The following is a 12,713-nucleotide window of genomic DNA, read 5'->3' as shown; positions in this document are numbered from 1 at the left end:
TCGGCCCGGAGGGCGTGATCGTCCCGGGGGACGCAGTCGGCCCGGAGGACGCGGTCGGCCCGGAGGACGCGGTCGGCCCGGTGCCGGCAGGCGTCACCCCGTGCCCGCGCACTCCTCCGCCTCCTCCAGGTACGCCGCCACCGGGCCCAGGGTCAGCAGGCCGGAGGCGGCGCCCGCGTGTTCGGCGCGCGCGTCGCGCAGGGCGGTCGCGGCGCGGGCCGCGGTGTCGCGGTCGCCCAGACGGACGGCGGCACGGGCGGTCAGGCACCACAGCGCCTCCTGCATGTGGTCGGGCGGTGGTGCGGGGGCCGCGGCGAGAGCGGTGCGGGCCTGAGCCTCACGGCCCTGGTCGAGCAGGAGGAGGGGTTCCGTCCAGGGGCGGTACGGGCCCCGGTCGAGGCGGGGGTCGGCGGGTGCGGGACGGCCGTGCAGCAGGCGCAGGCCCAGCAGGGCGAGCGGGAGCAGGCCCCGGTGCAGGCCCGGCATGCCCGCCGTACGGAGGGCCTCGTCGGCGGCGCGGTAGTGCGCGGCGACCGTGGCGGGGGACGGTCCGCCCGGCTCGGTGCTGCGGGTCGCCGCGGCCCGGGCCCGGAACCACGCCGTGAGGACGGGGACGAGGGGCGCCTCGGTGGCCGCGGCGAGCCGTTCGGCGGCCTCCGCGTGCGCGGACGCGGTGTCCAGGTCGCCGAGGGCGGAGGCGGACTGGAGGCGCACGAGCCGGCCGAGCACGGCGAAGGCGGGCAGGTCGTACGCGGTGGCCAGGTCGAGGATCTCGGCGCCGGTGCGGTCGCGGGCCGCCGCGAGTCCCGGGCGGGTGAAGGACTGAAGGAACACCCCGTTCAGGGCGAACGCCAGCAGAGCGGGGTCGCCCAGGTCCCGGGCCAGTGCCTCCGCCCGCCGGGCCGCGCCCCGGGCGCGGTCCCGCTCCTGGGGGGTCAGATCGGCGCTGCGGCTCTCGACCGCGACCGTCGCCAGCAGGCGGACGGTCAGGTCGGCGGGGGCGTCGGGGCCGAGCGCGGCGAGGGTGCGTACGGCGGTCTCGACGACCGCCCGGGACTGCGCGGAGTCGTCCGCCCGGCTCCACAGGGCGGGCACGTCGTACGCGCCGATGATCCGGGCGGTGAGGGCGAGGTCACCGGTGCGTTCCGCCGCCGTGATCGCGGCGAGGCGGTCGCTGCGGGAGCGGACCAGCGCGTCGCCGCCCGCTAGGGCGAGGGTGCGGGCCACGTCCACGGTGGTGCGCGGGCCGAGCGGGACGCCGGGGCCGGTCCAGGTGGCGGCCGGGGCGGAGGACGGGGCAGCCCCGTTGAGGATGTCCGTCTCCAGGCGCAGCAGGTCGGCGCCCGGGTCGAGCCCGAGCTGGTCGGCGAGGGTCGCGCGGGCGCGGCGGAGGGTGTCCAGCGCGTCGGCGCGGCGGCCCGCGTGGTGCAGGGCGCGGGCGAGGAGCGTCCAGGCGGGCTCGCGCCACGGGTGCACGGCGACGTGGTCGCGCAGATCGGAGACCAGGCCGGCGCCCTCGCCCCGGTCGAGGAGGAGGCGGGCGCGCAGCTCGACCGCCTCCGCCCGCAGTTCCTCCAGCCGGGCGCGTTCGCGTTCCGCCCACGCGGAGCCGGTCACGTCGGCATAGGCGGGACCGCGCCAGGCCGCGAGCGCCTCACCGAGCGCGGCCACCTCGCCGGGGGTGCGCCGGGCGCGGGTCAGGGCGTCCTGGAAGCGGTGCACGTCGACGTCCTCGCGCGGCAGGCGCAGGGCGTAGCCGGGGCCCTCGGTGACGAGCACGCGGGGCGGGGTGCGGGGCGGCCGGTCCGGTTCGAGGGCACGGCGCAGCGCGGCGACGAACGTACGCAGGGCGCCGACGGCACGGGCCGGCGGCTGCTCGGCCCACAGATCGTCGACGAGCGTCTCGGTGGTGACCATCCGCCCCTCGGCGGCGACGAGACGCCCGAGGACCTCACGGTGCCGGGGTCCGCCGAGGGGGACGGGGGCGCCGTCGTCCCGGAAGGCCCGGACGGCGCCGAGGACGTCGATGCGCATGGTTCCATCCTGGGGGTGAGGGGGTGGGCCGTCGCGGGCGGCCTCGCTGTCACCCCTGGAGGGCCGTCCCTCGCGCCAGGCACGGGGCCGGGTGTGCGGCTCCGGTCGAGTCGCCTTCCGCCGCCCCTTCCCGTCCCCTGACGCGGACGAGCTGTCCATGGTCTACGGCGGGATCAACGCCGTCACCAACGTCCCGGCGGGCCGGAGCTTCTTCAAGAGGCCCTCGCAGTACCGCCACGGCTTCCTCGGCCGGCTCGCCCGGTTCTTCTGGGGAGACCCGGTCCGACCCGGTGAGCAGCGCTCGAACAAGGAGCACCTGCCCCTGGCGTCCGCCATAGCGGGCGCGAGCGCCAACCTCCTCTTCGGCGACATGCCGAGCTTCAAGGCCGAGGACGAGGCCACCCAGGAGCGTCTGGACGAGTTCGTGGACGACGGTCTCCACGCCGCCCTCCGGGAGGGCGCAGAGGTCGCCTCAGCGCTCGGAGGCGTCTACCTGCGGGTCGTGTGGGACGCCGAGGTCCGCGACCATCCCTGGATCTCCGTGGTCCACCCCGACTGTGCGGTCCCCCGAGTGGCGCTGGGACAAGCTCGCGGCCGTCACCTTCTGGCACACGATCCGGGACGACGGCTTCGAGGTGGTCCGCCAGCTCGAACGCCATGAGCCCGGCGTCATCCGGCACTCCGTGTGGAAGGGCACCGCGGATTCCCTGGGGCGCCAGATGGCCCTGACGGACTTCCCCGAGACCGAGCCCCTGGCCGACCTGGTGGACAACGAGGGCGGCATCGCCACGGGGATCGAGAAGCTCACGGCCGTCTACGTGCCGAACATGAAGCCCAACCGGATCTGGCGGAACGTACCTGCCGGGGCGAACCTGGGCCGCTCGGACTTCTCCGGAATCGAGTCGACGCTCGACAACCTGGACGAGGCGTACACGGACTGTATGCGGGACGTCCGCCTGGGCAAGGCGAGGCTCCTGCTGGACTCCACGGTCCTGGAGAACCTCGGCCGGGGCCAGGGCGGCACCCTCGACATCGACCAGGAGCTGTTCGTCCCCCTCCATCGCCAGGACGAACCTGGGCCTGGGGCCGGCTGCCACCCTGGACCTGGGCACCACGGCCGGAACGGTGGCGGCGGGTGACGACCTGAGGTTCGCCGGGGCCCTCCAGAAGACCGCCAACCTGGCGGACGCAGCCACGGCGCGCACGAGCCTGGGTCTGGGCACAGGCCACGAGGGCCGTCGGTACGGCTTCTGGAGACGTGGCAGCGGGTGACGCACCGACTGCTGCTGTGACGGCCCACACGGCCGCCTCAGACCCTCATGGGGACCGTGCCTACGCCGATGGGAAGTTCCTTCAGCTCACGGGCGGGACGGTCTCGGGCAACGTCGCTGTCAACGGCAACCTGACGGTTGGCGGAATCGGTCAGATCCAGTTCGCCCGCAAGACCGCTGACGAGTCGGTCGTTTCCACCACGACGTTGCAGAACGACAACCACCTGCTGCTTCCCGTGGCGGTGAACGCGACCTACACCCTGTTCCTCATGTGCATCTTCTCGGGCGCTACGACCGGAGACATCAAGTTCGACTGGACTGTCCCTTCCGGGACCGTCCTGCGGTGGTCCGACCAGACGGGCGTCTCCGGCCTGCACTCGGACGTGGACGTGTACTCGGCTCCGGGCGGCAGCACCCAGGTCGCCTTACGGGTGTGGTTCGCCCTGGGGCCGGGCTACAACAATGCTGAACAGTGGTCGTAGGAGTGGGGCTATCGTCCTCGCATGGCTCGTTCCTGTGTGTTCTGTGGTGGTGCGCCCGTCACCAATGAGCATGTCTATCCTCGGTGGCTGGCCGAGGGCTTCCCCGAGAAGATGCGGACCGATCGAGCCATGATGGGTTCGTACTCTGATCAGAGCAGCCTCCGACGCCACTTCGGGCGCATGTTGACGGCGCAGGTCAAGGCGGTATGCGAGCCCTGCAACAGCGGCTGGATGAGTGCCCTTGAAGGACGAGTTAAGCCGTACCTGCTGTCGATGATCAAGGGTGAGATCGTAGAGCTGCCACCCGAGGCGCAGGAGGTTCTGGCCACTTGGACCCTCAAGACGGCTCTGATGTGCCAGGTCATGCTTCCGCAGGACCAGCCGAACCTTCCGGCTGAACTCTTCACGGATCTGTACCAGGACCGTCAGCCAGCTCAGGAGATGAAGGTGTTCTGCGGCTACATGATGCCGCCGCGGTACCTCAACCGCTGGAGCCCCATGGAGAACCGTTCCGTTCCCCGGACGATTCGCCAGCGAAGGGCAGGCGGAAGTGTGTTCGAGGCCTGGGCCACCGTGGTAACCATACGGATCGGCTACGCCGTCGTTCAGCTCGTGAGCGCAGGTCCCAAAGGGCTGCGGTACGAACTCGGATTCGGGAACTACTCCCCCTACGTGGAGCCGGTGTGGCCCATACGGGAGACGTTCTCCTGGCCTCCTCGCGCTCTGAAGACACTCCAAGAGTTCAACGTCTTCACCGATCCGCTCAGGCAGGTGGGACAACCGCTGCCCGAGTAGCCACACCAGCGCGGTCAGTTGATCCCTGAAATCGATCGCCCTGTACTACAAGGGCGGTTACCGTCCCTGCATGGACGATTCGCTCTCATTTGGGAGCTTCATGGGAGGCGCGAAGAAGGTCGCGCACAGGGCGATGGACGACCATGCTCGTGGTGATTACGACGAGTTCGCGCTGCATGCCGGTGTCGCCATCGAGAGACTCGCCAAGGCCACCTTGGTCAAGAGGAACCCGATCTACATCGTCGAGATGCGGGGAAGCGCAGAGATGCTCTTCCACATGGGAGGGCACCGCAGGGCAGACAGGGTACGAACCGTCGGCGCTGGTGAGGCAATCGCTCGTCTCCGGACGCTCGGGGTTCTGACCAAGGATCCGCAGTTGGATCAACTGATCGATCTCCGTAACGGTGTCGCGCACACAACGGGCGGAGAAGAGGCCAAGTTCCTATTGCCGACGTTGATCCTGACCGTTCAGTCCCTGATCGAGGATGTTGACGGATCCCCGCGCCGCTTTTGGGGCCGGTGGAACAGCACTGTCCTCATGGTCGTAGATGAGAAGCGCAGCCAGGTCCACCGCGATGTGCAACTCCGGATTCGCCAGGCCAGGCATCGCTTCGAGGACAAGTTCGTGGACATGCCCAACGAGGCCAAGGAGCGTGTGCTGTCCACGCCGCCTCCGGACCAGGGAGAGTTCTGGGTTGGCGATATGACCCTCGTGAACGGGAATGATGTCGTGCTCGTCACGGCCCAGGTAGCGTGCCCCGCTTGCACTGGACCATCCATGATGACTCTCGTGCCCGGCGAGACAACCACCACAGGCACGGCCCTCATGCAGGATGGATTCATCTGTCATCTGTGCGGCCTGCATTTGAAAGGTGGCGAGGAGATGGTCGCCTGCGCAGAGCTGGCCAACCTCCCCCGGACCGTGTCGATCCCGCCCCTGGCCGTTGCCCATAAGATGCGCTCAGACGTCCGCATGGGTGAGACCCGCACAGGCTGACACTCCACCCGAAGCCCCGGCTCCCCGGCCGGGGCTTTCGCATGCCCTCACCGCGCACGGATCTTCCTGCGCTCACCCACGCAAGAAGGTCCCCTTGATACCTGAGCTGATCTGGGTCATGGCCGCAGCCGAAGAGGCGAGCGGCGGCCCCGACGTCGGCAAGCTGCTCGGCAGCTTCGTCCAGTACGGCATGGTGGGCGTGTTCGCCCTCCTGATGGTCCTCGGCATCGTCGTGCCGAAGTGGGCGATGACCGCCCTCACGGCCGAGAAGGACAACTGGCGCACCGCCTTCGAGCAGGAGCGGGCGGCCCACCAGGTCACCCGGGAGCAGCTCGCGAAAGCCGAGGAGCCCGGGGATGTCGCGACCGAACAGGGGAAGGCGATGACCAGGCTCCTCCAGGAGCTTCGCCAGTCCCACGTCTCCGGGAGCCTCTGATCATGTGGGCCTTTCCCGAAAACACACACCCGCCTCCCGAGTCGGAGACCGCGCTGAGGGCCGCCGAGAAGTCTCTCCAGCAGGCGAAGGCCCACCACTCCGAGGTCGAGGCCAAGCTCAGCGAGAGCCGGCGGGTGAAGGAGCAGCTCCAGGCCCACAACAGGGTCACCTACTCCGACTTCATCCAGGGCATCGTCCTCAAGCAGAGACCCTCCGCGGCCTCCTGAGCCGTCCCTAGAGCCGCCCCTTCGAGTCCCCCTCCGGAGGGGCTTTTCCTTCCCCCAGCAACCCCCTCCGGGTAACGCGTCACGGCACCGGAGGGGGCTTTCTCATGCCCTCGTGCAAGGAGCCCTCGTGTCCACTGGCCCTCAGCGCTACCCCGGTGCCAGCACCGCGTACTGGTACCAGAACCGGTTCGGCGGCGACCTCCAGGAGGTCAACGTCGTCGTCCTGCACACCACGGAGGGCACGAACCTGCCCTCGTACGGCGGCGGCTCCAGCGCCCCGAACCTCACCCTGGTGCCGGACTTCAAGACCAAGGGGCTCAAGGCCTACCAGCACTTCGACTTCGACCGCTCCTCACGGGCCCTGGTGAACCTCTCCGGCGGCGTGGAGACGAACACCTGCAACGTCACCCAGGTCGAGCTCGTAGGCACCTGCGACCCGGCGACCCACGCGAAGTGGAAGAAGGCCGGGTACTCGTACATCTACTGGCCCGAGGCGCCCGACTGGGCCCTTCAGGACGTGGCCGATCTGCTGGCCTGGGCCCACAAGAACCACGGCGTCCCGCTCAACGGCCCGAGGACCTGGAAGGCATACCCGGCCTCGTACGGCTCCGGCAACGGGGTCCGGATGTCCTTCTCCCAGTGGAACTCCTTCAAGGGCGTGTGCGGCCATCAGCACGTCAGCGAAAACCTCCACGGGGACCCGGGAGCCCTGGGCTTCGACCGGATCCTGGAGCTCGCGAATGGCCAGCCGGCTGTCTCCCAGCCCGAGTACGAGCCGTTCCCCGGCGCCTCGTTCTTCATGGCGGGCTCCCGTCCGGCTCTGGGGAAGTCCTCGCCCATCTTCACGGCCATGGGCAAGCGCCTGGTGGCCGTCGGTTGCGGGAAGTACAAGGCCGGTCCGGGCCCGATCCTCGGTCAGGGCGGACGTGGATTCGTATGAGGACTGGCAGAGGGCCTGTGGATTCACCAGATCGAGTGCCAAGTGGCCTCCGGGACCCACTTCGTGGGGAAAGCTCAAGGTCCCGAAGATCTGACTCTCGTACCGTGCTCGTGGTGTCTGTCTGGCAGGAACGCCAACGCCCCCGATCTCCCGTGTGGAGGTCGGGGGCGCTTTCGTCTTTCCGGCCTACTTCAGGGGCAGCCCGGCCAACATGACGGCGTAGACCGGGGAGTCCGGGAAGGGCTGACGCTCGCCGACCTTCCGGAAGCCCCAGGACTCGTACATGTGCTGGACCTTGGGGTGTTCGAGGTCGACGAGCAGGACCACGAGGTCCTCCTCCCGTCCCTCCAACAGCGCCCGGCTCACCAGCTCGGCCGTCCCGGTCTTCCGCCACTTCGTACGGACGGCCAGCTCGGAGAAGGAGAACGTCCGGCTCTTCTCCGGGACAGTCTCCAGGTGCTCGCGCCACCACTCTCGATACGGGTTCGCCGGGGCTCCGTAGGCGAAGGCCACCGGCTCCATCCCATCGAAGGCGATCACGCAGGCGAACTCGGGGTGCCCTCCCCAGTGGTCCACGAACCAGGGAAAGCGCTGGTTGAACTCGTCATCCATCACATCGGCGTAGGCGTCGGCGTGCACGTCGATCAAGGCTTGGCGGATCTGCGGGAGGTCCTCGTGCGTGAAGCGGCGGACGTCCAGATCGACGGTGCTCAATCTCGTCTCCACGCGGCTCGGTAGCGGTCCCCCCACTCTCGTGCGACGGCCGCATCCGGCGCAAGAGTGATCAGGTCGCGGTAATAGTCGCCGAGGAGAGACCGCATCCTCCCGGGCAGCGGTGAACCCTTCATCAGTTCAAAGACGCCGGAGGCCGTGGCGCACGCCTGATCGACATCCCGCTGGTGGAGCTGCGCCAGAGCAAGCCTCGTAGTGGCCAGGGCCCGATTGCGGCGGAAGTGCAGGGGGATGGAGCCCAGAGCTTTGTGGGAGGCGGCTTCGGCCTTGGCGGGGTTCCCGATCCGGTCCCGGACGATCGCTGTCATGGCTGTCAGTTCAGCCGGCCCGTAGAAGGCCATCCAGCTCGGCCGTGGCTGCTCCAGTTCCGCCTTCTCCAAGGCCTCCTGGGCGTACCCCAGGGAGCGGATGGCGGCCTGACGGTCACCGAGGTCCGAGTGGCCAATCGCGGCACGGGCGTGGGCAAGGGAGGCGAAGAATGGGTCCCGCTTGGTGATCGGGGTCGCCTGGGCGGCCTGGGCGGAGTCGACCGCCTCCGTGTGCTCCCCGCGCTGGCGGGCCAGCATGGCGTACGAGTTCCAGACCCGCATCTCCGCTACAGGGTCCTGGGCCATCCCGGCCAGGTACAGGGCCTTCCCCAGCAGAGCGTACGCGCGGTCCCCCTGCCGGGCATCCAGAGCGCTCCAGGCGGCCGTGGCGGTGTAGTCGGCGGCGACGGAGAAGAGCCGGAGACGGATGCGCTGTGTGGCTCGGAGCTTCTGCTTCTCCAGGGCCTCGGCTCCGGCCAGGGCGGCCCGCTCCAGGCCCTCATGGCCTCCCCTCGTGTCGTCCAGGGCCATCAGAGCGTCCAGGCCGCTACGGAGCCGGAGGACGTCAGAAGTGCCGACCTGGGGCGGAGCACCGACGAAGGGAACCACGACAGCGGCCGATGTGCCGCTGGCGGCTGTGAGGAAGTTCCGGCGCCTCACGGGGTCCTCCGCAGGAGTCGAGGTGCATCGTCTTCGCCCCGGCGGGCTGAAGCCCAGCTCCCCGGCGGTACTGCCGAATACTGCCTCTAACGCCTCACGCTGCCTGGGATGGGGCCACGTCGTTCTTCCGGTCAACCAGTTGCGGACGGTGCGGTCGCTGACCGTTCCTTCGTGCCCCGCACCGATCAGGTGAGCGTTCACCTTGTCGGCTAACTCGGCCTGGGTGAACCCGCTCTCCCGCATTGCGCTGCTGAGGCTTTCGTTCCCCGTCACATACCCACGGTAGTGACTGAGTTCCCATCAGTAGCAGGGGTGCGGGGAAATTTCCGGTTGGACCCGACGCACCCAGCTCGTACTTTTCCTGCCGCAACGCGGCCCGTAGCCGTTCACTCAGTCAAGGCCACACCGCAACCGCACCTACGAGGTCCTGATGACTGTGATGGCAACGCCGCGCCCCACGGGGCACCCCGGATACTCCGAGACACTCCCCCGCGTGGCGGAGAGCGCCACCGTTGCCCGCAGGCTCGTGCGAACCGCTCTGGCCGCCTGGGGCCTTGAAGATCAGATGGACGACGCCTCCTTAGTCATCACCGAGCTGGTCTCCAACGCCGTCGACCACGGCCGTCTGCCCTCGATCCGTGTCATCGTCTCGCGGCCCACGGCGAACAGGGTGCGCCTCGGGGTGGTCGACCGGTCAAAGGCCGTCCCGATGATGCGGACGGACTCCAATGGTGATCAGCTCCGGGGCCGTGGCCTCGTCCTAGTCGATGCGCTGACGGAGCGCTGGGGTACTGACCTCTACGGGTGGGGCAAGCAGGTGTGGGGCGAGCTGAAGTGCGAGCCGGCCCGGTGAGCGAGGAGTACGAGATGGCGTACAAAGCCCTCTACGACCACGTGCTGGAGTGCCGGGACTGCCCGGAGAACTGCGCCGAGGGAGCCGCTCTGCGCCGGGCCGTACGGGAGGCGCCATGACCCTCTGCATCGCCGGCGAGCACGACTTCCCGATCGAGGACGAGACCGGGGCCTACTGCCCGGAGCACGGCGTGACCCTGCTGTGGAACCCTCCGGACTTCACGTGGGACAGCGTGCTCTCCGAGCCCCGCCACCTGGACAGCAGCGCCTTCCCCTGGCTGAGCGAGCTCACCGACGAGGACGCCTACGCGTTCCTGGACGAGGTGATCCAGGCTGCTCAGGAGGCCGGGACCCACACGGCCTTCCTTCACGCGCTGGACACCCTCGTGGACCAGCACCGCCCCACACTCCCTCACGGGGTCAGGCCGTAACGGCTCCCCCGAACCCCTGTGAGGGTGGAAGAGCCCCGGCCGTCCGTGCGGTCGGGGCTCTTCACGTGATCAGAGCGCGCGGCCTACGGCCTCGCAGCCATCTTGCCGCGCTGCCTCAGTCGTCGAAGTCGCCTTCTGTGACCACGTCGCCACGCTCATCCAGCCACTGCCGCCTCCACTCGCCCTTCTCGACGTCAAAGTAGAAGTCGTCCTCGGTCAAGTGCTCCTCTTCAGAAGCGGCATCCGGGCGGGTGAAGCGGACGTCACCATTCCGCTGCCAGCGGTACGACCAGTCGATCTCGCTGGTGATCTGCCGGATGCTGTCGGACGGCAACACCTGTCGCGCCTCACGGATCGCCGCCTCGACGGCGACCTCGTACGCTTCACGCGCCCGCTTGTAGCGGACCGTCGACCCTTCAGTCGTGAGGTCGAAGTCGATGGTGATCTTCAGATGCTTCGGTACAGGCTTCTGCGCCATGGCCCCTCCCCTTGAGAACATGCAAGAGCGCCAGTATCAGTCCGATAGGGGATCACCCACTGCGGAACGGGCAGAAAACCCACAAGTGGATGAGTAAAGACGTGGCGGAGAGCCTTGAGGACTTCCGCATCCGCTCGCTCAGAGTCCTCCCCCGTGAGATCTGGCTCTGGGAGCCCGCCCTGTGGGTAGGTGATCGGATCCGGCTCGCAGTGGAGGACTCCCGCCCCTGACGAGGGCGGGCCAAGCCGAGACGGTCATATGCGCAGGTCAGGCTGCCAGAAGTACCGAGAACTTAAACGGAGCCCTACTTCCAGCGCTCGAAGGGCCGCTGGACGTCCGCCGGTCGTCCGGCCACCCGGCCCGGGGAGGCCGACGCCCGCCGCCGGATCGGGCGCCACGTTCTCTTTCCCCCCGGGGGGCCGACGCTGCACGGCCCACGCCTCGGGCCGGGGGCCGAGGCTGCACGGCCCACGCCTCGGGCCGGGGACCGGAACCCCGCGCCCCCTGTCTCCGGGGGCACCGCCCCCGCCGTACTGATCCGCTGCTCATCGCCGTGCCCCACGCTGCTCCTGTCCCCGCCCCTGAAGAAATGGACGCACCCCTATGACCCCCACCATTCCCGGCTTCGAGCACCGCCGGCTGCCCGGTGTGGACGGCGTCGAGCTGGCGGCAGCCGTCGGCGGGCACGGCAGTCCCGTCGTGCTGCTGCACGGGTTCCCGCAGACGCATCTCATGTGGCGGCACGTCGCCGAGCGGCTCGCCGCCGACCACACCGTGATCTGCCCCGACCTGCGCGGCTACGGCGCCAGCGACAAGCCGGCCGCCGACAGTTCCGGCGTGTACGCCAAGCGCACCATGGCGGCCGACGTCGTGGCGGTGGCCGCCGCGCTCGGCCACGACCGCTTCGCCCTCGTCGGGCACGACCGGGGCGCCCTCGTCGCCTTCCGGGCCGGGCTCGACCACCCGGAGACCGTCACGCACCTCGGCATCCTCGACGTCGTGCCGACGCTCGACATGTGGGACGTCCTGCACGGCGTCTCCGCTGCGGTCGCCTTCCACCTGTACCTGATGGCGCAGCCGCCCGGCCTGCCGGAGGCGATGATCGCGGGCAGCGCGGACGCCTTCTTCGGGTCGTTCCTCGACGCCTGGTCCACCGGACCGGGCGCGCTGCCGCCGGAGGTGCGGACCGCGTACCTGCGGGCGAGCCGCGCGGCGGTGCCGTCGATCGTCGCCGACTACCGGGCCTCGGCGACCGTCGACGTCGAGCACGACCGGGCCGACCTGGACGCGGGCACCCGGCTCGCCATGCCGGTGACGGTCCTCCAGCAGGACTGGGGCGCCCGGCTGGGTTACGACGCCTCGGCGGTGTGGCGGGCCTGGGCGCCGGACCTGGACCACCGGCTGACCGAGGCCGGGCACTTCATGGCCGAGGAGGCGCCCGAGGAGGTGACGGCGGCGATCCGGGACCTGCTGGCCCGCTGACAGAACCGACGGAGCGGAGTCACTCCTGGCGGGAATACCCCTAGGGGGTATATCGTTCGGGTGTGCGTGGGGACGGCACCGTCCCCGTGACGCTTCGAAGGGGGACGAGGTCATGGACCACGCCATGCACCACCACACCGGTACCGCGCCCGGCGCGACCTGGTCGATGGCGATACGGGCGACGCTGCACTGCCTGCTCGGCTGTGCCGTCGGCGAGATCCTCGGCATGGTCATCGGCACGGCCCTGCTGTGGGGCGACGTCCCGACGATGGCCCTGGCCATAGGCCTGGCCTTCGTCTTCGGCTACTCCTTCACCCTCTTCGCCGTGGTGCGCGCCGGGGTGTCGCTGAAGGCCGCCGTGAAGATCGCGCTGGCCGCCGACACCGTCTCCATCGCGGTGATGGAGCTGGTCGACAACGCCATCATCGCGCTGACGCCGGGGGCGATGGACGCCCACCTGTCCGAGGGCCTGTTCTGGTACGCGCTGCTCGGCGGCTTCGCCGTCGCCTTCCTGGTCACCACCCCGGTCAACAAGTGGATGATCGGCCGGGGCAAGGGTCACGCGGTGGTCCACGCCCACCACTGACC

General features: G+C 69.5%; 17 protein-coding genes. 13 read left to right on the top strand and 4 right to left on the bottom strand.

The genetic code is table 11. The features are described from left to right. Positions 1-93: 93 nt before the first annotated feature. Complete coding sequence (locus MTR79_RS02275) at positions 94-2,034, bottom strand: AfsR/SARP family transcriptional regulator (protein WP_244788957.1); 1,941 nt, start codon at positions 2,032-2,034, stop codon at positions 94-96. Between the two features lie 91 nt (positions 2,035-2,125). Between MTR79_RS02275 and MTR79_RS02270 the strand changes: the two genes are divergently transcribed. The 8 genes from MTR79_RS02270 (at position 2,126) to MTR79_RS02235 (ending at position 7,182) form a co-directional block, all read left to right on the top strand. Next, positions 2,126-2,695, top strand: a complete 570-nt coding sequence (locus MTR79_RS02270) for a phage portal protein (RefSeq protein WP_244788955.1) — start codon at positions 2,126-2,128, stop codon at positions 2,693-2,695. After that, the gene (locus MTR79_RS02265; RefSeq protein WP_189365526.1) at positions 2,592-3,173 is read left to right on the top strand and encodes a hypothetical protein; all 582 of its coding nucleotides are present in this window, start codon (positions 2,592-2,594) and stop codon (positions 3,171-3,173) included. Before MTR79_RS02270 ends, MTR79_RS02265 begins: the two co-directional genes overlap by 104 nt. Before the next feature lie 149 nt (positions 3,174-3,322). After that, positions 3,323-3,787, top strand: a complete 465-nt coding sequence (locus MTR79_RS02260) for a hypothetical protein (RefSeq protein WP_189365527.1) — start codon at positions 3,323-3,325, stop codon at positions 3,785-3,787. A 21-nt stretch (positions 3,788-3,808) separates the two neighbouring features. Beyond that, complete coding sequence (locus MTR79_RS02255; RefSeq protein ID WP_244788953.1) at positions 3,809-4,582, top strand: hypothetical protein; 774 nt, start codon at positions 3,809-3,811, stop codon at positions 4,580-4,582. Positions 4,583-4,652: 70 nt separating this feature from the next. Beyond that, complete coding sequence (locus MTR79_RS02250; RefSeq protein WP_189365529.1) at positions 4,653-5,579, top strand: hypothetical protein; 927 nt, start codon at positions 4,653-4,655, stop codon at positions 5,577-5,579. A 94-nt stretch (positions 5,580-5,673) separates the two neighbouring features. After that, entirely contained in the window at positions 5,674-6,015 is a 342-nt protein-coding gene (locus MTR79_RS02245) for a hypothetical protein (RefSeq protein WP_189365530.1), read from the top strand. A gap of 2 nt (positions 6,016-6,017) precedes the next feature. Further along, a complete protein-coding gene (locus tag MTR79_RS02240) occupies positions 6,018-6,242 on the top strand; it encodes a hypothetical protein (protein WP_189365531.1) in 225 nt (74 codons plus the stop codon). Positions 6,243-6,369: 127 nt separating this feature from the next. After that, positions 6,370-7,182: a hypothetical protein gene (locus MTR79_RS02235; protein ID WP_308430266.1), complete on the top strand. Its 813-nt coding sequence runs from the start codon at positions 6,370-6,372 to the stop codon at positions 7,180-7,182. A 186-nt stretch (positions 7,183-7,368) separates the two neighbouring features. Here the strand turns inward: MTR79_RS02235 and MTR79_RS02230 are convergent, their stop codons facing one another. Next, on the bottom strand, positions 7,369-7,896 hold the full coding sequence (locus MTR79_RS02230) for a GNAT family N-acetyltransferase (protein ID WP_189365532.1): 528 nt from the start codon (positions 7,894-7,896) through the stop codon (positions 7,369-7,371). Further along, positions 7,893-8,753, bottom strand: coding sequence for a hypothetical protein (locus MTR79_RS02225; protein WP_348538673.1), 861 nt, complete (start codon positions 8,751-8,753; stop codon positions 7,893-7,895). The genes MTR79_RS02230 and MTR79_RS02225 overlap by 4 nt, the downstream gene beginning before the upstream one ends. A 559-nt stretch (positions 8,754-9,312) precedes the next feature. On the opposite strand from MTR79_RS02225, the gene MTR79_RS02220 reads away from it, so the two are divergent. Then, positions 9,313-9,735 carry an ATP-binding protein gene (locus tag MTR79_RS02220; protein WP_189365534.1) on the top strand — a complete coding sequence of 141 codons (423 nt, stop codon included), beginning with the start codon at positions 9,313-9,315 and terminating at the stop codon, positions 9,733-9,735. Positions 9,736-9,850: 115 nt separating this feature from the next. Continuing rightward, the gene (locus MTR79_RS02215) at positions 9,851-10,165 is read left to right on the top strand and encodes a hypothetical protein (protein WP_189365574.1); all 315 of its coding nucleotides are present in this window, start codon (positions 9,851-9,853) and stop codon (positions 10,163-10,165) included. 115 nt (positions 10,166-10,280) lie between these two features. On the opposite strand, the gene MTR79_RS02210 is transcribed toward MTR79_RS02215, so the two are convergent. Next, positions 10,281-10,643 (bottom strand): hypothetical protein, encoded by a 363-nt coding sequence (locus MTR79_RS02210; RefSeq protein WP_189365535.1) that lies wholly within the window; start codon positions 10,641-10,643, stop codon positions 10,281-10,283. Between the two features lie 101 nt (positions 10,644-10,744). On the opposite strand from MTR79_RS02210, the gene MTR79_RS33550 reads away from it, so the two are divergent. The 3 genes from MTR79_RS33550 to MTR79_RS02200 all read left to right on the top strand — a co-directional run bounded on the left by MTR79_RS33550 (position 10,745) and on the right by MTR79_RS02200 (position 12,711). Then, positions 10,745-10,873 carry a hypothetical protein gene (locus tag MTR79_RS33550; protein ID WP_280518294.1) on the top strand — a complete coding sequence of 43 codons (129 nt, stop codon included), beginning with the start codon at positions 10,745-10,747 and terminating at the stop codon, positions 10,871-10,873. Between the two features lie 373 nt (positions 10,874-11,246). Beyond that, positions 11,247-12,125, top strand: a complete 879-nt coding sequence (locus tag MTR79_RS02205; protein ID WP_244788951.1) for an alpha/beta hydrolase — start codon at positions 11,247-11,249, stop codon at positions 12,123-12,125. Between the two features lie 112 nt (positions 12,126-12,237). After that, positions 12,238-12,711 carry a DUF4396 domain-containing protein gene (locus MTR79_RS02200; protein WP_189365537.1) on the top strand — a complete coding sequence of 158 codons (474 nt, stop codon included), beginning with the start codon at positions 12,238-12,240 and terminating at the stop codon, positions 12,709-12,711. The last annotated feature ends 2 nt before the right edge of the window (positions 12,712-12,713 follow it).

The sequence above is a fragment of the Streptomyces sp. BJ20 genome (genome assembly GCF_022869105.1).
GTDB lineage: Bacteria > Actinomycetota > Actinomycetes > Streptomycetales > Streptomycetaceae > Streptomyces > Streptomyces griseoincarnatus.
This window is presented reverse-complemented; position numbering and strand designations above follow the sequence as displayed.